The organism is Pseudomonas sp. S3E12 (assembly GCF_001702295.1).
GTDB lineage: Bacteria > Pseudomonadota > Gammaproteobacteria > Pseudomonadales > Pseudomonadaceae > Aquipseudomonas > Aquipseudomonas marginalis.
The window spans coordinates 144,686-161,960 of record NZ_MBDT01000003.1; the positions used below are offsets into that span (position 1 = coordinate 144,686).

15 protein-coding genes and 1 riboswitch are annotated in these 17,275 nt (G+C 60.9%); of the genes, 6 read left to right on the forward strand and 9 right to left on the reverse strand.

From position 1 onward, the window contains the following. Nucleotides 1–31: 31 nt before the first annotated feature. Together metF and ahcY are read right to left on the reverse strand one after the other, a co-directional pair. Complete coding sequence (metF, locus tag BB029_RS02685) at nucleotides 32–877, reverse strand: methylenetetrahydrofolate reductase [NAD(P)H] (RefSeq protein WP_065938146.1); 846 nt, start codon at nucleotides 875–877, stop codon at nucleotides 32–34. A gap of 172 nt (nucleotides 878–1,049) precedes the next feature. Continuing rightward, the gene (ahcY, locus tag BB029_RS02690) at nucleotides 1,050–2,459 is read right to left on the reverse strand and encodes an adenosylhomocysteinase (RefSeq protein ID WP_065938147.1); all 1,410 of its coding nucleotides are present in this window, start codon (nucleotides 2,457–2,459) and stop codon (nucleotides 1,050–1,052) included. A 21-nt stretch (nucleotides 2,460–2,480) separates the two neighbouring features. Then, a riboswitch (S-adenosyl-L-homocysteine riboswitch) is annotated at nucleotides 2,481–2,587 on the reverse strand. A gap of 198 nt (nucleotides 2,588–2,785) precedes the next feature. On the opposite strand from ahcY, the gene BB029_RS02695 reads away from it, so the two are divergent. The 3 genes from BB029_RS02695 to BB029_RS02705 all read left to right on the forward strand — a co-directional run bounded on the left by BB029_RS02695 (nucleotide 2,786) and on the right by BB029_RS02705 (nucleotide 6,171). After that, on the forward strand, nucleotides 2,786–3,190 hold the full coding sequence (locus BB029_RS02695) for an acyl-CoA thioesterase (RefSeq protein ID WP_065938148.1): 405 nt from the start codon (nucleotides 2,786–2,788) through the stop codon (nucleotides 3,188–3,190). A gap of 102 nt (nucleotides 3,191–3,292) precedes the next feature. Next, entirely contained in the window at nucleotides 3,293–5,212 is a 1,920-nt protein-coding gene (locus tag BB029_RS02700; RefSeq protein WP_083236325.1) for a patatin-like phospholipase family protein, read from the forward strand. Between the two features lie 71 nt (nucleotides 5,213–5,283). Continuing rightward, complete coding sequence (locus BB029_RS02705) at nucleotides 5,284–6,171, forward strand: formate/nitrite transporter family protein (protein ID WP_065938149.1); 888 nt, start codon at nucleotides 5,284–5,286, stop codon at nucleotides 6,169–6,171. Here the strand turns inward: BB029_RS02705 and BB029_RS02710 are convergent. Continuing rightward, nucleotides 6,165–7,424 (reverse strand): sodium:proton antiporter, encoded by a 1,260-nt coding sequence (locus tag BB029_RS02710; protein WP_065938150.1) that lies wholly within the window; start codon nucleotides 7,422–7,424, stop codon nucleotides 6,165–6,167. The genes BB029_RS02705 and BB029_RS02710 overlap by 7 nt on opposite strands. A 192-nt stretch (nucleotides 7,425–7,616) precedes the next feature. On the opposite strand from BB029_RS02710, the gene BB029_RS02715 reads away from it, so the two are divergent. Continuing rightward, nucleotides 7,617–8,003 (forward strand): MAPEG family protein, encoded by a 387-nt coding sequence (locus tag BB029_RS02715; protein WP_065938151.1) that lies wholly within the window; start codon nucleotides 7,617–7,619, stop codon nucleotides 8,001–8,003. A 128-nt stretch (nucleotides 8,004–8,131) separates the two neighbouring features. Here BB029_RS02715 and BB029_RS02720 read toward each other — a convergent pair whose 3' ends face one another. Next, the gene (locus BB029_RS02720) at nucleotides 8,132–9,316 is read right to left on the reverse strand and encodes a murein transglycosylase A (RefSeq protein ID WP_065938152.1); all 1,185 of its coding nucleotides are present in this window, start codon (nucleotides 9,314–9,316) and stop codon (nucleotides 8,132–8,134) included. 128 nt (nucleotides 9,317–9,444) lie between these two features. Here BB029_RS02720 and BB029_RS02725 point away from each other — a divergent pair, with 128 nt between their 5' ends. Further along, nucleotides 9,445–9,894, forward strand: coding sequence for a cytochrome c (locus BB029_RS02725; protein ID WP_065938153.1), 450 nt, complete (start codon nucleotides 9,445–9,447; stop codon nucleotides 9,892–9,894). Between the two features lie 6 nt (nucleotides 9,895–9,900). Here BB029_RS02725 and BB029_RS02730 read toward each other — a convergent pair whose 3' ends face one another. The 5 genes from BB029_RS02730 to BB029_RS02750 all read right to left on the reverse strand — a co-directional run bounded on the left by BB029_RS02730 (nucleotide 9,901) and on the right by BB029_RS02750 (nucleotide 14,879). Further along, on the reverse strand, nucleotides 9,901–10,296 hold the full coding sequence (locus BB029_RS02730) for a DUF1090 domain-containing protein (RefSeq protein ID WP_027606045.1): 396 nt from the start codon (nucleotides 10,294–10,296) through the stop codon (nucleotides 9,901–9,903). 66 nt (nucleotides 10,297–10,362) lie between these two features. Next, nucleotides 10,363–12,024: an NAD-dependent DNA ligase LigB gene (gene ligB / locus BB029_RS02735; protein ID WP_065938154.1), complete on the reverse strand. Its 1,662-nt coding sequence runs from the start codon at nucleotides 12,022–12,024 to the stop codon at nucleotides 10,363–10,365. Between the two features lie 95 nt (nucleotides 12,025–12,119). Further along, nucleotides 12,120–12,461, reverse strand: a complete 342-nt coding sequence (locus tag BB029_RS02740) for a hypothetical protein (protein WP_065938155.1) — start codon at nucleotides 12,459–12,461, stop codon at nucleotides 12,120–12,122. A 212-nt stretch (nucleotides 12,462–12,673) separates the two neighbouring features. Continuing rightward, complete coding sequence (metK, locus tag BB029_RS02745) at nucleotides 12,674–13,864, reverse strand: methionine adenosyltransferase (protein ID WP_065938156.1); 1,191 nt, start codon at nucleotides 13,862–13,864, stop codon at nucleotides 12,674–12,676. Nucleotides 13,865–13,883: 19 nt separating this feature from the next. Beyond that, complete coding sequence (locus BB029_RS02750; RefSeq protein ID WP_065938157.1) at nucleotides 13,884–14,879, reverse strand: metalloregulator ArsR/SmtB family transcription factor; 996 nt, start codon at nucleotides 14,877–14,879, stop codon at nucleotides 13,884–13,886. Between the two features lie 272 nt (nucleotides 14,880–15,151). On the opposite strand from BB029_RS02750, the gene tkt reads away from it, so the two are divergent. Continuing rightward, on the forward strand, nucleotides 15,152–17,149 hold the full coding sequence (gene tkt / locus BB029_RS02755) for a transketolase (protein ID WP_065938158.1): 1,998 nt from the start codon (nucleotides 15,152–15,154) through the stop codon (nucleotides 17,147–17,149). Nucleotides 17,150–17,275 lie beyond the last annotated feature (126 nt).

A 17,275-nucleotide genomic window follows, 5' to 3' on the forward strand; every position in this document is an offset into this window, starting at 1 on the left:
AACGAGGGCCGGGTACAGCGATTAAACCGGCCTAACGTGGCAGTTTAAGGTTGTTCCAGATCGCGAGGCTTGGTTCAGCCTGGTTCAGGGTATAGAAATGCAGGCCTGGTGCGCCACCTTGCAACAATTCTTCACACATATTGCTGATCACCTGTTCGCCGAACGCCTGGATGCTCTTGACGTCGTCGCCATAGGCTTCCAGTTGCTTGCGCACCCAACGTGGGATCTCAGCACCGCAGGCGTCGGAGAAGCGCGCCAGCTTGCTGTAGTTGGTGATTGGCATGATGCCCGGCACGATCGGGATGTTCACGCCCATGGCGCGTACACGCTCGACGAAGTAGAAGTAGCTGTCGGCGTTGAAGAAGTACTGAGTGATCGCGCTGTCGGCGCCGGCGTTGGCCTTGCGTACGAAATTCTGCAGATCGTCTTCGAAATTGCGCGCCTGGGGGTGCATCTCCGGGTAAGCGGCCACTTCGATATGGAAGTGATCGCCGCTTTCTTCACGAATGAAGCTCACCAGGTCATTGGCGTAGCGCAGCTCACCGCTGGCCATGCCCATGCCGGATGGCAAGTCGCCACGCAGGGCAACGATGCGCTTGATGCCGGCGGCCTTGTATTGAGTGAGCAGGCCGCGCAGGTCGGCCTTGCTGTCGCCCACGCAGGACAAATGCGGAGCGGCGGGAATGTTGACTTCGCTTTCAAGCTGCAAGACGGTGTTGATCGTACGATCGCGGGTCGAGCCGCCGGCGCCGTAGGTGCAGGAGAAGAAGTCGGGGTGGTAAGTGGCCAACTGCTTGGCAGTCGCCATTAGTTTTTCATGTCCAGCATCGGTCTTGGTGGGGAAGAACTCGAAGCTGTAGCGACGGTCTTGGGACATGGTCATACCCTTTGAAACTCAGAAGCCGACTGTGCAACCCATCTGCACTGTAGGAGCGAGCTTGCTCGCGAAGAACGTCAACGATAACGCGTAGAAACAGGATGTACGCGGTGTCCTTGAGTTTTTCGCGAGCAAGCTCGCTCCTACAGGTAGAGCAGGTTGGGCTGATTACTTAGTAGCGATAAGCGTGCGGCTTGAACGGACCTTCGACGGTCACGCCGATGTAGTCGGCCTGGGTCTTGGTCAGCTGAGTCACCACGCCGCCGAAGCCGCGGACCATTTCCAGGGCCACTTCTTCGTCGAGTTTCTTCGGCAGTACTTCCACGGTCAGGCGCTCGGCTTTCTGGGCTGGCGACAGGTCGGCGTATTTCTGGCCGAACAGGAAGATCTGGGCCAGTACCTGGTTGGCGAACGAGCCGTCCATGATGCGGCTTGGGTGGCCGGTGGCGTTGCCCAGGTTAACCAGGCGGCCTTCAGCCAGCAGGATCAGGTAGTCGTCGTTCTGTGGGTCGAAATCGCCAGCGCCGGTACGGTGAACCTTGTGTACCTGCGGCTTCACTTCTTCCCATGCCCAGTTCTTGCGCATGAAAGCGGTGTCGATCTCGTTGTCGAAGTGACCGATGTTGCACACCACGGCGCGCTTCTTCAGGGCCTTGAGCATGTTGGCATCGCAGACGTTGACGTTACCGGTGGTGGTCACGATCAGGTCGATCTTGCCCAGCAGGGCCTTGTCGATGCTGGCTTCGGTGCCGTCATTGACGCCGTCGAGGAACGGCGACACCACTTCGAAACCGTCCATGCAGGCTTGCATGGCGCAGATCGGGTCGACTTCGGAGACTTTAACGATCATGCCTTCCTGGCGCAGGGATTGGGACGAACCCTTGCCCACGTCACCGTAGCCGATCACCAGGGCTTGCTTGCCCGACAGCAGGTGGTCGGTGCCGCGCTTGATGGCATCGTTCAGGCTGTGACGGCAGCCGTACTTGTTGTCGTTCTTGCTCTTGGTCACCGAGTCGTTGACGTTGATGGCCGGGATTTTCAGCTCGCCCTTGGCCAGCATGTCCAGCAGGCGGTGCACGCCGGTGGTGGTTTCTTCGGTCACGCCGTGGACGCGGTCGAGGATCTGCGGGTACTTCTTGTGCAGCAGCTCGGTCAGGTCGCCGCCGTCGTCGAGGATCATGTTGGCATCCCAAGGCGCGCCATCCTTCAGGATGGTTTGCTCCAGGCACCACTCGTACTCTTCTTCGGTCTCGCCTTTCCAGGCGAATACCGGGATACCGGCGGCGGCGATGGCGGCAGCGGCCTGGTCTTGCGTCGAGAAGATGTTGCAGGACGACCAACGCACTTCGGCACCCAGGGCAACCAGGGTTTCGATCAGCACGGCGGTCTGGATGGTCATGTGGATGCAGCCGAGGATCTTCGCGCCCTTGAGCGGTTGCTCGGCGGCATACTTGCGACGCAGGCCCATCAGGGCTGGCATTTCGGATTCGGCGATAAAGGTTTCGCGACGGCCCCAGGCGGCGAGGGACATGTCGGCGACTTTGTAGTCGTTGAAATCTGCAGGCGTAATTACAGCGCTCATGAAGAGCCTCCATTCGTAGTGTGCGAATGGGCGCCGTTGTGCGTTTAGTATCAGGCCAGGGCAACCAGGCCGGACAACGCCCCATCCGAGCCTGACAGGTTGAACCTGCTGCAGCGCCCCTCGGACAGGTGGCGGGAGAAACGGTATCAACTGAAGATGACCGTTTTGAAGCGGTGCGATTATAGCCGCGTACGCGGCACTTCCCAAGCCTTTCTGTCGGTCATATGAAGATCGCACATGAGGTTGATAGGCAATGGCGCATAGAGCTTGGGGGCAGGCTCTGCCATGATGTTGCCCATCATTCGGCAAGACGCTTTGGAGTGACCATGAACTTCCACACCCGCAAATGGGTAAAACCCGAAGACCTCAACCCCAACGGCACCCTGTTCGGCGGCAGCCTGCTGCGCTGGATAGACGAAGAAGCGGCCATCTACGCCATCGTCCAATTGGGCAATCAGCGCGTGGTGACCAAGTACATCTCCGAAATCAACTTTGTCAGCGCCTCGCGCCAGGGCGACATCATCGAACTCGGGATCACTGCCACCGAGTTTGGCCGCACCTCCATCACCCTCACCTGTGAAGTGCGCAACAAGATCACCCGCAAAAGCATTCTCACCGTGGAAAAAATGGTCTTCGTCAACCTGGGCGAGGACGGTTTGCCCGCCCCTCATGGACGCACCGAGATCAAGTACGTCAAGGACCAGTTCCAGGACGATGGCATCCGCGAGTAACTACATGTCACCCGTTTGATTCTGTTGCCGGGTTGTTCCGGCTGGATCTTTCCCAGGCTCTCTCATCACTCAGGATTACACCCCTGCAGAGAGAGTCGGCTCATGAAAGTGCTCAATCCGGTCACCCCTGTTCAGACGCCTTTGCATGGAGATGACAACGCCAGCGCCGATCACACGGCGAAGACGTTGTTGGTGGACAGTGGCGGCGATCGCAATCTGACCCTCCTTCGCGATCCTCAAGGGCGGGTGGAGGTGGTGTTATCGCCGCCGCCCATCACGCATTTGGTGCTCAGTGGTGGTGGCGCCAAGGGCGTCGCCTTCTCGGGAGGTGTGCAGGCACTGGAAGACGCACGGCAATTGGAAGGCATTCGAGAGATCTCCGGTTCCTCTGCCGGCGCGATTTCTGCAGCCTTGATTGCCAGTGGCATGGGGGCGGCAGCATTCGATGGGCTGTCGGACACCATCAATCTGCCCAGTCTGCTGAACAGCAAAGACTCTGTGACGGCCTGGTTGCAGGAAGCCAGTTCGACGCTTGGCAAGCATGTGGGGCGCTTGCCGGGCCTGGTCGGCAACATTTCCCAGTTGCTGGTGACCCTGCTGCCGCGTCTGAAAACCGCTGCCGTTCCGCTGGAGGACATGATCCGCGACGAGTCGCGCAAGGCGCTTCTTGGTCATATTGCCGACTCTCCCAGAGAAACCCGGCCCGCCGAAGTCATGCGCATTGCTGACAAGCTCAGTGCCGGTGGCGCGCCCACGTTTGCCGACCTTGAGGTGTTAAGCCGCACTATTCCAGCGGTCAAGCAACTCAATATCACGGGGACTGGCATGTTTGGTGGGCGCCCACAGTTGGTAGTGTTCAACAGCAGTTTGACTCCGGACATGGATATCGCCCGCGCCGCGCGTATTTCGGGTTCGTTGCCCGTCCTGTTCAAAAGCCCTGTGGAACAAGGGCATGCCTTCCAGATGGCATCTGAAACCACGGCCTTTCAGGACGGTGGCCTGTTGCTCAATACACCAGCGCCAGGCGTGGTGGACCGATTGTTTCCCGAGAGCCCCCTGAGCAAGTCTGAGTCGCTGATCATCAAGTTCGAGTCGGACGCCGTCGGGGCACCAGCCCAAAGTGGCGGTTTTATCAGCAGCCTGGCCGACTGCATCACAGGAACACCCCACTCGGCCGCCGAGGCTTACCAGGATAAAAGGCTCGAAGCATTTGCCGAGCAGACGCTGGCGTTGCCACTGAATACCGAAAAAGGCGATTTTCGCGGCCTGCTCAGCGGTACGGTCAACTTCACCATGAAGGATGAGTACAAGCAGCACCTGCAGGAAAAGGCGCGTGAGGCGGTGGAGGGGCATCTGCAGCGTCGTGCCGCGACGCGTGAGTCTCACTCGTTCGGTACGCTGGATGAAGCGGTGCTTGCGATGGATGATAAAACACTGGCCAGTGTGCAGCCGGCGTTGCAGAAAGACACGGCCGCAGCCAGCGTGCTGATGTTTCGAGAAGAAGCGAAGCAGGTGCTGCACGCCCTGGACCGTGCGATTAATGAGGTCGATAACTCCCATGATAGCTTGCTGTTCACACCGAAGTTGTCGTCGGCAGTTCGTAATCTGGATGCACTTGCCCGCAGTCCCGAGAAAACCGAATGGTTGGGACGGCGCTTGAATGATACTGGCCAACACAATTTCCAGGCGTTGCTGCAAATGGCTGCCAAGCAGGGCGACACCTCTTCCAAAGTCATGACCTGCGCCGTTGCCGAAATGAAACGGCGCGATATTGCGGTACGTGCCGAGAGCTTTACGCGGGAGGTCATCTACCCCTCGTTGTTCCGACCAGGCCAGCCGGCGTCCAATGTTGAACTGTTACAGCGCGCAGCCCGAGACTTGGCCAAGGCCACTACGCCACTCGCGTTCAACCGTGTGCTTGATGACCTCAGCGAAAATTACCAGGCGCGCAACAAACCCTGGGGCACGCCTTCCAGTTCCACCACTGTGGAGATGGCCAAGGCTTGGCGCATGCCGGTTTAGTTGTCTGGCCACTGAACAGCTACCGCGCCAGCCTGTCGTAGCTACAGGCACCCCTCGGACTCTGGAACATCATGGCCACCAACGAAGACGGCAAGACCCCCAACCTGTCGCAGGAAGAGCAACAGGACGTGGACAAGAACCAGCCACCCCGTGCTGCGGTGCTCCACGAAATCATCCGTACCCAGGGCGACCAGGAGTTGGAGCGCAGTGTCGCCGCCTTGTGGTGGTCGGCCCTGGCCGCAGGCTTGACCATGGGCCTGTCGCTGATGGCCATGGGGCTGCTCAATTCACGCCTGCCGGACGGCGAAGCGTTCAAGGTGATCGCCAGCTTCGGCTACTGCGCAGGCTTCCTGGCGGTGATCCTGGCGCGCCAGCAACTGTTCACCGAAAACACCCTGACCGCCGTGTTGCCGGTGATGAGCAAACCTACACTGGCCAATGCCGGGCGGCTGATCAGGCTCTGGAGCGTGGTACTGGTGGGCAACCTGTGCGGCACGCTGTTGGTGGCCTATGTGATGCTGCACCTGCCGATCTTCGACACCAAGACCGACATGGCCTTCCTGGAAATCGGGCGCAAGATCATGGAAAACGACGCCGGCCAGATGTTCGCCAAGGGCATCGTCTCCGGCTGGATGATCGCCACCATGGTGTGGATGATCCCTTCGATGGAAAGCGCCAAGATGTGGATCATCATTCTGATCACCTACCTGATGGCCCTGGGGGATTTCACCCATATCGTGGTGGGGTCGGCGGAAGTCTCATACCTGGTGTTTGCCGGTGAGTTGCCCTGGAAGGATTTCTGGCTGGTGTTTGCCGGCCCAACCCTGGCCGGCAATATCATCGGTGGCAGCTTTATCTTTGCGTTGATCAGCCATGCGCAGATTCGCAGCGAGAGTAGCTTGCCGGGCAAGCACGCTGCGGACCCGAGGCATCCGCAGCGGATCAACAAGGATCAGTGAACGTCAGGTGTGGCCTGGGGTTCGCCCTGGGTCACGCGCTTGACCAGCTTGCCGATGCTCAGCCCCTGCAACAGGATCGACGACAACACCACGATGTAGGTGATGCTCAGCAGCAGATCGCGCTCCGGGCCCAGTGGCAGGGCCAGCGCCAGTGCCACCGAAACCCCGCCGCGCAGGCCGCCCCAGGTCAGGATACGGATGGTGCCGCGTGGCACCGTGCGCCAGCGCCGCAGCAACAGGATCGCCGGGGCTACGGTCAGCAGGCGCGACAGCAGGATCGCCACCGCCAGCAAACTGGCTGCGAACACGTGCAGCCAGTTGAACGGCAACAGCAGCAGCTCCATGCCGATCAGCGCAAACAGCAGCGCGTTGAGCATGTCGTCCAGCAATTCCCAGAAGCCGTCCAGGTAGCGCCGGGTCATGTCGTTCATCGCCAGCTTGCGTCCCAGGTTGCCGATGATCAGCCCGGCCACCACCATCGCGATCGGTGCGGAGACGTGCAGTTCGGTGGCCATCGCCGAGCCGCCGATGACCAGGGCGAGGGTCAGCATCACTTCGATCTGGTGCTGTTCGATGCTCTTGATCATCAGGTACACCAGGTAGCCGATCAGCCCGCCGAAGACCACGCCACCCACTGCCTCATGGGCGAACAGCATGGCCGTGGCGCCCACGGTTGGCGTCTCGCCCAGCTGCGCGATACCCAGCAATACGGTAAACACCACCACCGCCGTGCCGTCGTTGAACAGGCTCTCACCCACAATCGTGGTCTTCAGCGGTTTCGACGCATTGGCGGTTCGCAGCACGCCCAGTACCGCAATGGGGTCGGTGGGCGAGATCAGTGCGCCGAACAACAGGCAGTAAAGGAAACTCACGTGCCAGCCAAACAGGGCGAAGATGTAATACGCCAGGCTGCCGATCACCACAGTGGCGATCAACACGCCGAAGGTGGCCAGCAGGCCTATGGGCCAGCGGTAGCTGCGCAGGTCGTTCAAGTTGACGTGCAAGGCGCCGGCGAACAGCAGGAACGACAACATCCAGTTCATCAGCAGGTCGCCGAAGTCGATCTGGCCGATCAGTTGCTGGATGCGTACCTCCAGGCCTGGGTAGCCGAGCACGCTCAGGCCTTGCAGGATCAGGGAGAACAGCAGGGCCGTGACCATCACGCCGATGGTGGGCGGCAGGCCGATAAAGCGGAAGTTCACATAGGTGAGCAGGGTTGTGAGGCAAATAAAGGCGGCGACAAGTTCAAGCATCCGGGGTCCTTGGAAGGTGGGGGTGGGTTGTTAATGGGGGATGGACCGCAGTGGCGGCATGAGGTTGCAAGGTCTTGGGTGAAAGTGCGGTAGAACCTTTCGGTGTCGCGCGGCTCATAGCGGTTAGGTGCGACATTGGGTTTTTAGTGCTAGAACTCTAATCGCTGCATAAAACGACAAAAGGACTGAGTGATGACGGCTGCTTTCTGGTGTGTGTTGATCGCGATTTTCCTGCCTTACCTGTGCACGGGCGTGGCCAAGTTCAGTGGCGGCAAGTTCGGGCCGCGGCAGAACCACGACCCGCGTGCTTTCCTGGATACCCTTGAAGGGTTTGCCAAGCGCGCCCACAGTGCGCAGCTCAACAGCTTTGAAGTCACCCCCGCCTTTGCCGCCGCGGTGATTATCGCCCACCTGGCCGGCACGGCCGAACTGGTGACCATCAATGTGCTGGCTGTGCTGTTTATCACCAGCCGCCTGCTGTACATCATTTGCTACCTGGCCGACTGGGCGATATTGCGCTCACTGGTGTGGGCGGTGGGCATGGCATTGATTGCGAGCTTCTTCTTCGTGTCGATCTGAACCGGTTTCTGTAGGAGCGAGCTTGCTCGCGAAGAACGAACAGACGACGCGGGCTGCCAGAAAGTGCTGCATTATCGTTGACGTTTTTCGCGAGCAAGCTCGCTCCTACGGTGTGTTTTCGGCGAGTGTCAGGTTCCGGTGGGTGCATCCGGCACCTGCGGCAACGCCGCGCCCTTGGGCCACAGCATCCAGATCTGTCCTTGCTGCTTCATATTTCCCGCCAGCTCTCCGGCAGCATCACCCGTGCCCCAGAACAAATCCGCGCGCACTTCTCCGGTGATTGCACCGCCGGTGTCCTGCGCGGCGACCGGGCGTGCCAATGGCGAGCCGTCGGGCTTGGTAGTCGACAGCCACAACAGGCTGCCCAACGGAATTACCTTGCGATCCACTGCTACGCTGTAGCCAGCGGTCAACGGCACATTCAGCGAACCGCGCGGGCCTTCATTACTGTCGGGGCGAGCGCTGAAGAATACGTAGCTGGGGTTGCTGGCCAGCAGTTCCGGGATGCGCTCCGGGTGCGCCTTGGCCCAAGCGCTGATGGCACCCATGGTCACGTCTTCTTTCTTCAGCTCGCCTTGCTCCACCAGCCAACGGCCGATAGGGCGATACGGGTAGCCGTTCTGGTCGCCGTAACCGACGCGCAGTTGGCGTCCGTCCTTGAGTTGAATGCGCCCCGAGCCCTGGATCTGCAGGAATTGCAGGTCCATTGGATTGGTCAGCCAGGCAATTGGCTTGGCGGTGGAGCCTTGGCCGTTGATGGCGCTGGCATCGTCATAGGGCTTGAGTACGCGGCCTTCGAGGCGGCCGCGCAGGCGCTTGCCCTTGAGCTCCGGGTAGATGCTTTCCAGATTGACGATGATCAGGTCATCCGGTACGCCATACACGGGTACGTGAGCGGCGGCGGTCTTGGTCAGGCTGCCGGGGTAGACCGGTTCGTAGTAGCCGGTGATCAAGCCGTTGGGGGTGTTGTCAGCCGAACGCAGGCCGAACACATCCAGGCGCTCCTTGAGAAAACCGCGCACCGCCACGGCATTGCCGGGCACGCTGGCTGCTGCGGCACAGGTCGCGCCCCATACCGGGTCTGCCTTGAGGCGCTGGCAGGCGCTGCGCCAGGATTCAAAACCGGCCAGTAGGTCGGCGTCGGACACGCTCGGCAAGGCCTCCCAAGGGGCATTCACGTAGGTGGCCACGGCGTGGGGTTTAATTGTTTCATCTTTGCCGGCGTCTTTGCCCGCGTCGCAGCCTGCCAGCAGCGCAAACATCGGCAGAGCCCATGCCAGCCGGCGGCTCCAGTGTTTCAGTGTGAGATTCATACAAACAGTTCCTGAAGCGATTGCCCGCGCCGCAGCGCCTGTGGACAACCCTTATTATTAATAGGGCTATTGGTCTTTACGAGCAGGGCGAGGATACTGGCCGCCGTTTCCCGTGACCCTGAGCCGCCATGACTTTTAAAAAAGTGACGCTTGTGCTGTTGGCCTGCCTGACACTGTCCGCCTGCGGCGGCGTCGATCCGAATTCGCCCCTGGGCCAGCGCAAGGCGATCTTCAAGCAGATGCTCAAGACCTCTGAAGACCTGGGCGGCATGCTGCGCGGGCGCATTGCCTTCGATGGCGCGAAATTCGCCGAAGGCGCGGTCAAGCTCGATGCGCTGTCCCATGAACCGTGGAAACATTTTCCGAGCGTACGCGAAGAGGATCACACCAGCGCCAAGGACGACGTGTGGCAAAAACAGGCGCAGTTCCAGCAACTGGCACGCGACCTGGAAGCGGCCACCGGTGAGCTGGTGATCGCCAGCCAGGTGCAGCCCTACAAGGCCAGCAACCTTACGCCTGCCGTACAGAAAGTCGAAGATGCCTGCAGTGCCTGCCATAAACAATTTCGCGACCACTGACCGGTTTTACTGGTCGAGTTCTTCCACGGCGTCCTGCAGTTCCTTGCGTGACTCGGCGAGTTTGTCCTTACGCTTGTTGATCTTGTCCGCGTCGCCTTTTTTCATCGCCTTGTCGAGGTCGGCCTGACGGCGGCTGACCTCGTGCTTGGCGTCGAGTACCTTGTTTTCGCGCTCCTTCCTCAAGGCGGCATCCGTGCAGTTGGCGGTGACTTCGCTCAGGGCTTTTTCCAGGCCGGCTTGCTGGTCGCTGTTGCCGTGGGCCTTGGCCTGTTCGAGCTGGGTGCTGATGGCCTGGCGTTTGGCGGCACAGCCGGTGAGTGGGGTGGCTTCTTCGGCGGCCAGCAGTGGCGTGGCCATGAAGCTTGCGACGGTCAGCAGGGCAAAAGGGGCGAGGAATTTCATGTGGAGCTCCAGGTGTGCAAATAGCAGGGTGAATTCTGCTGTGATTCAAAGGTGGCTGGGACGGGTTCAAAACCCGTCTATTCCGGCCACGCGTAATGTTTCAGCCAATGTCTGTACGTGTGGGTCGCGAAAAAAAGCGCTCAGTTGCGCCGCGCGGCCCGGGCCGATGCCATCGATGGCCAGCCAGGCCTGGGTGTCTCTGGCGACCAGCGTCTGCCAGTCACCTTCCAGGTTGTTACGTGCCGCAGGCGGCACACCCAAGGCCTTGAGCCATTGTGCGAAGGGGCGTTGCCGAGCGCTGTGGAGGCCTTCGAGCAGTCGTGCGCGGCTGCGCTCACCAAAGCCATCAATGTTAGCAAGCTCTGCCGTATCCAGGGTTAACCAATCGAGAAAGCCTGCGATTAGACCGGCCTGGATCAATATGTTCCACGTCTCGCGGCCTATGTGCGGTAATGCCAGGCCCTGGTTGCCGCTCAGCCAGGTAAGGCGTGCGAGGAGCTGTTCTTCGCAGCCGGGCTCCAGCTGCCAGCAACTCAAGGCGTGAAAGTCCCGAGGGTCGGGCACTGGCAGTTCGACCCTGGTGGTATTGCGCAGGATCACCTGGTCCAGTCGAGGGATCACTTGGCCCGCCAGGCTGACGGACACCTGGTCGCCCGGGCGAATATCCAGGGCCTGCCAGCGCTTCAACGAGCCGGCGCTGACCCGGCTGATCAGGCGGTCGTCCAGGCGCACCGGCTCCAGTTCCAGAATCGGGGTGATGCGTCCGGTGCGGCCGATCTTGAACTGCACCTGGCGTACCAGGGCCAGGGCCTGGGAGGCGGGGTACTTCCAGGCGACAGCCCAGTAAGGCGCACTGGGCTGCCAGCGTTCAGCGGGTGCGCGCTGCGCCTGGTGCAGCACCACGCCGTCACTGGCAAAAGGCAGGGGGTGGTTGTACCAATAGGTGCGCCAATGTGCTGCTTCGATGATGTCCTGGACGGGCTGGCTATAGCGCTGGCTGTCGGTGAACCCCCAGCGTGCCAGGGTGGCCAGGCGCTCGGGAAACGCCGCAGGGCCTTCGGGCCAGGCCCAGATAAACAGGCCGATACCGGCAGCGTCGGTGTCGCTCAGCTGTCGGCGATTCATCAGCCCGGCCACCCTGCTGCGCGCGTTGAGCCCACCGGTTGTCGATTGCACATGCTCGTCGAGGCGCCAATAAAGTTCGCCTTGCAGCACCAGGTCAATGGGTTCCGGCAGTTGCTGGACAATGCCGGGGATCTTGCGCGCGGAGGTCGACCAGTCCTGGCCCAGCTTGCCATCGCCACGGCTGATCAGCTGTTTCAAGCGACCCTGGCGGTACACCAGGGTCACCGCAACGCCGTCCACCTTGGGTTGGATCCATACATCCCGGCGCGTGCCCAGCCAGGCGCCCACGGCTTGCTCATCCAGGCGCTTTTCGAGGCCGGTATGGGCGATCGGGTGAGGCAAGGTGCCCCGTGAACTGGCCAGCGGGTTATCAGGCGCCGTGGGGGTGGGCATGCACTGGCGCCAGTGGGCCAGACGCTGGCGGGCCTGATCGTAGAGTTCATCACTGACGGGGGATTGGCCGAGGCGGTGGTAACTGTCGTCCCACAGGCGGATTTGTTCGGCCAGGGTGTCGACCTGGGCACGGGCCTCATCGGGGCAGTTTTCAGCCCAGGCCGAAAAGGGTAGAGCGCTGAGTAGCAGAACAATCAGTAAACGCATCATGAGCATCCTTGCTCGGAAGGGGCGCCCAGCCTAAATGATCCCTTCACCCACAAAAAAGCCCCGACGCTGCGGGGCTTTTTACCGGGTGTTTCGGCTTACTTGAACAGGCCGCCCAGCGCTTTCACGGCATCAGGCTTATCAGCCTTGGCTTCCTGCTTGGCGTCGGCTTTGGCCTGGGCTTGGGCGAGTTTGTCACAACCTTTGTTGATCTGGTCTTGCGCCGCTTTGAAGGCCTTCACTTTCAAGCTGTCTTTGCTGGCTTCGGCCGCATCGATCTTGGTTTGCAGGTCTGCGGATTGCTTTTGGCAGTCGCCGGAATTGCCGACACCCAGCTGGGAGCCCAGGGCGCCACTCAATGCGCTCAGGTCGGCGGCGTGGGCCGGCAGGGCGAACAGGCTGAGCAGAAGGGCGGCAGGGGCGAGCGTGGAGATGCGCATGAAAAACCTCAATGTTCGATTGCCTGCGCACTTATGAGTCCCGGGCTGGCGCAGGGCAATATCCAAATAAGGTGAAGGCCCGAGAGGGCGCGGATTCTAGAGGGCCATTATTGTGCCTGCAAGCTTTGGATCCAAAAAATGTGAAGGCGGTCCCGCAGGCAATAAAAAGCCCCGCCGGGCAAACCCGGCGAGGCTTTATGTACCGTGGGCGATTACAGGCCGGCGGCAGTGCGCAGGTCGTTGGCGCGGTCGGTTTTTTCCCAGGTGAAGGTGGTGAAGGTGTCGTCGCCGACGGTCTTCTGCGCAGGGGTACGACCGAAGTGGCCGTAGGCTGCGGTTTCCTGGTACATCGGGTGCAGCAGGTCGAGCATGGTGGTGATCGCGTAAGGGCGCAGGTCGAAGATCTCGCGCACCAGCTTGATGATCTTGTCATCGCTGATCTTGCCGGTGCCGAAGGTATTCAGCGAGATCGACGTAGGCTGGGCCACGCCGATGGCGTAGGACACCTGAATCTCGCAACGCTCGGCCAGGCCGGCAGCAACGATGTTCTTGGCCACGTAACGACCGGCGTAGGCGGCCGAGCGGTCAACCTTGGATGGGTCTTTACCGGAGAACGCGCCACCGCCGTGACGGGCCATGCCGCCGTAGCTGTCGACGATGATCTTGCGACCGGTCAGGCCGCAGTCGCCTACCGGGCCGCCAATGATGAACTGGCCGGTCGGGTTGATGTGGAACTGGGTGTCCTTGCTCAGCAGTTCGGCCGGCAGCACGTGCTTGACGATCAGCTCCATCACGCCTTCGCGCAGGTCGGCGTAGGAAACGTCCGGGTTGTGCTGGGTCGACAGTACGACGGCGTCAATGCCGACCACCTTGCCGCCTTCGTAGCGGCAGGTCACCTGGGACTTGGCGTCCGGGCGCAGCCAAGGCAGCACGCCGGATTTACGCGCTTCAGCCTGACGCTGCACGAGCTGGTGCGAGAAGGTGATCGGTGCCGGCATCAGCACATCGGTTTCGTTGCTGGCGTAGCCGAACATCAGGCCCTGGTCACCGGCGCCCTGGTCTTCCGGCTTGGCACGGTCGACGCCCTGGTTGATGTCGGGCGACTGCTTGCCGATGATGTTCATCACGCCACAGGTCGCGCCGTCGAAACCGACGTCGGAGCTGTTGTAGCCGATGTTGGTGATCACGTCACGAACGATCTGCTCCAGGTCAACCCAGGCGGTAGTGGTCACTTCGCCGGCGATGATCGCTACACCGGTTTTCACCAGGGTCTCGCACGCCACACGGGCGAACTTGTCTTCAGCGATGATGGCGTCCAGCACCGCATCAGAAATCTGGTCGGCGATTTTGTCCGGATGCCCTTCAGACACGGACTCGGAGGTGAAAAGGGAGTATTCGCTCATCTCGATGTTTTCCTGATATTTACCGATGGTGAGTGTCGCCAGTCGGTCGCTGAAAGTGGCGGACCTGGATCTGGAAACCATTACGTAAACCTACATAGAGGCTTTCCCCGGGAACGAGTCCCGCAGCGGTGGCCCAACGGGCCAGATCGTCCTGTTCAAAACCCAACCAGAGATCACCGCAGGCCTCCCTGGCCCAATTCTGGTTGTGGCTGCATAAATCCGTAACCAACAGGCTACCGCCGGGGTGCAGCAACCCGGCCATTTGCTTTAAAGCGTCGGCGGGGGCGGCGAAATGGTGCAAGACCATGTTCAGCACCACGCAATCGGCCTTGATCGTTGTGCTGCTCAGGGCGTCAGCCAACTGCAGGCTGACATTGCCCAATGCCTCGCGCTCACAGAGCTGGCGTGCCAGTTCGAGCATCGCCGGGCTGTTGTCCAGCGCAGTGACCTGCCGAAAGCGGCGTGCCAGTTCCGGCAGGAAGCCGCCATCTCCAGGCCCGACTTCCAGCGCCGTCGCTTCTTCACTGAAGCTCAGCTTATCCAGTAGCGCCAGTACGCTGTCGCGGTATTGGGCCAGACCTGCGATCAAGTCCTGCTGGGCGCGAAATTTCTCGGCAACTCGTGCGAAAAAGTCCTGGCTCGCGGCAGCACGTTGCCCGTGGACCTGGCCGATGCGTGACTGCACGTCATGGGGCAGGCTCAGGCTGTCCACTTCTTCAAGCAAGGCAGCGTGCAACTTGCCGCCGAGCAGGTCGGTATGGGGCAGGGCGCGGCGGTAGAAAATCGCATTGCCTTCGCGACGGGTGGCGACCAGGTCGGCCTGGGCCAGCACCTTCAGATGGTGGCTCATGCCCGACTGGCCGATGGCGAAGATCTGTGCCAGTTCCAGTACGCCGAATGAGTCGTTGGTCAGTGCGCGCAATACGTTCAGACGCAATGGGTCGCCAGCGGCCTTGCACAAGGCTGCCAGCTCTTCGCCGTCGTCAGGACGCAGGGTGGGCACGGGTAGGTTCATAAGGCCAGCAGTCTAGTGACGGGTGAGTATCCCCGCAAGGTCAATATCAAAAAGTTTTGATATTGATCGATAAGTGGCGGTTATAAGCCGCCGCTATAACCTTTGGACGAAGCGGTTAAAGGTTTCTGCAAGCGATTGCCGCCCAAAGCACAGGAAAAACACCTGCAAGTGACTATCTGTCATTGCCCGCAGGCGGTGGCTGAGGGAAAATGCCGATCCTTTTTTCCGTTTCTTTTAATCATTCACTCTTCAAAATCCTCAGGAGAACAGCGATGCCCAGCCGTCGTGAGCGTGCCAACGCCATTCGTGCCCTCAGCATGGATGCCGTGCAAAAAGCCAACAGCGGCCATCCCGGTGCCCCGATGGGCATGGCGGATATCGCCGAGGTACTTTGGCGTGATTACCTGAAGCACAACCCGAGCAACCCGTCGTTCGCCGACCGTGACCGCTTCGTACTGTCCAACGGCCACGGCTCGATGCTGATCTACTCGCTGCTGCACCTGACCGGCTACGACGTCACCATCGATGACCTCAAGAGCTTCCGCCAGCTGCACAGCCGCACCCCGGGTCACCCGGAATTCGGCTACACCCCAGGCGTCGAGACCACCACCGGTCCCCTGGGTCAAGGCCTGGCCAATGCCGTGGGCTTCGCGCTGGCTGAAAAAGTCCTGGGCGCGCAGTTCAACCGCCCTGGCCACGACATCGTCGATCACCACACCTATGTGTTCCTGGGTGATGGCTGCATGATGGAAGGCATTTCCCACGAAGTCGCGTCCCTGGCCGGTACCCTGGGCCTGGGCAAGCTGATCGCCTTCTACGATGACAACGGCATCTCCATCGACGGCGAAGTCGAAGGCTGGTTCACCGATGACACCCCCAAGCGTTTCGAAGCCTACAACTGGCAGGTAATCCGCAATGTCGACGGCCACGATCCGGAAGAGATCAAGACCGCCATCGACACCGCCCGCAAGAGCGCGCAGCCGACCCTGATCTGCTGCAAGACCACCATCGGCTTCGGCTCGCCGAACAAGCAAGGCAAGGAAGACTGCCACGGCGCCCCACTGGGTGACGCTGAGATCGCCCTGACCCGCGAAGCGCTGAAGTGGAACCACGGCCCGTTCGAAATCCCGGCCGACATTTACGCCGAATGGGATGCCAAGGAAAAAGGCCTGGCCACCGAAGCCGAGTGGGACCAGCGTTTCGCTGCCTACTCCGCCGAATTCCCTGAGCTGGCCAATGAGCTGGTACGCCGCCTGGCCGGTGACCTGCCTGCCGATTTCTCGGAAAAAGCCTCGGCCTACATCGCCGAAGTCGCGGCCAAGGGCGAGACCATCGCCAGCCGTAAAGCCAGCCAGAACACCCTGAACGCCTTTGGCCCGCTGCTGCCTGAGTTCCTCGGCGGTTCGGCCGACCTGGCCGGTTCCAACCTGACCCTGTGGAAAGGCTGCAAAGGTGTCTCGGCCGAAGACGCCAGCGGCAACTACATGTACTACGGCGTGCGCGAGTTCGGCATGAGCGCCATCATGAACGGCGTGTCCCTGCACGGCGGCCTGGTGCCTTACGGCGCGACCTTCCTGATGTTCATGGAATACGCGCGCAACGCCGTGCGTATGGCCGCGCTGATGAAGAAGCGGGTGATCCATGTCTACACCCACGACTCCATCGGCCTCGGCGAAGACGGCCCGACGCACCAGCCGGTCGAGCAACTGACCAGCCTGCGCACCACGCCGAACCTGGATTGCTGGCGCCCAGCCGACGCGGTGGAATCCGCCGTGGCCTGGAAGCACGCGATCGAGCGCAAGGACGGCCCTTCGGCGCTGATCTTCTCCCGTCAGAACCTGCAACACCAGGTGCGCACCGAGGCGCAGATCGCCGACATCAGCCGTGGCGGCTACGTGCTCAAGGACTGCATCGGCGAGCCGGAGCTGATCCTGATCTCCACCGGTTCCGAAGTGGGCCTGACCGTTCAGGCGTACGACAAGCTGACTGCCCAAGGCCGTAACGTGCGCGTTGTGTCCATGCCGTGCACCAGCGTGTTCGAAGCCCAGGACGCCGGCTACAAGCAATCGGTGCTGCCGTTGCAGGTCAGCGCGCGTATCGCCATCGAAGCGGCTCACGCCGACTACTGGTACAAGTACGTGGGCCTGGAAGGCCGCGTGATCGGCATGACCACCTACGGTGAGTCGGCGCCGGCGCCAGCGTTGTTCGAAGAGTTCGGTTTCACCCTGGAAAACATCCTGGGTCAGGCTGAAGAGCTACTGGAAGACTAAGTCAGTCTGCGTTGTCTGTACTGGCGCTATCGCGGGCAAGCCCGCTCCCACATTTGGATCGCGGTCTGATGTGGGAGCGGGCTTGCCCGCGATAGCGTCAGAACATTCAACACCGAACTAACCTTG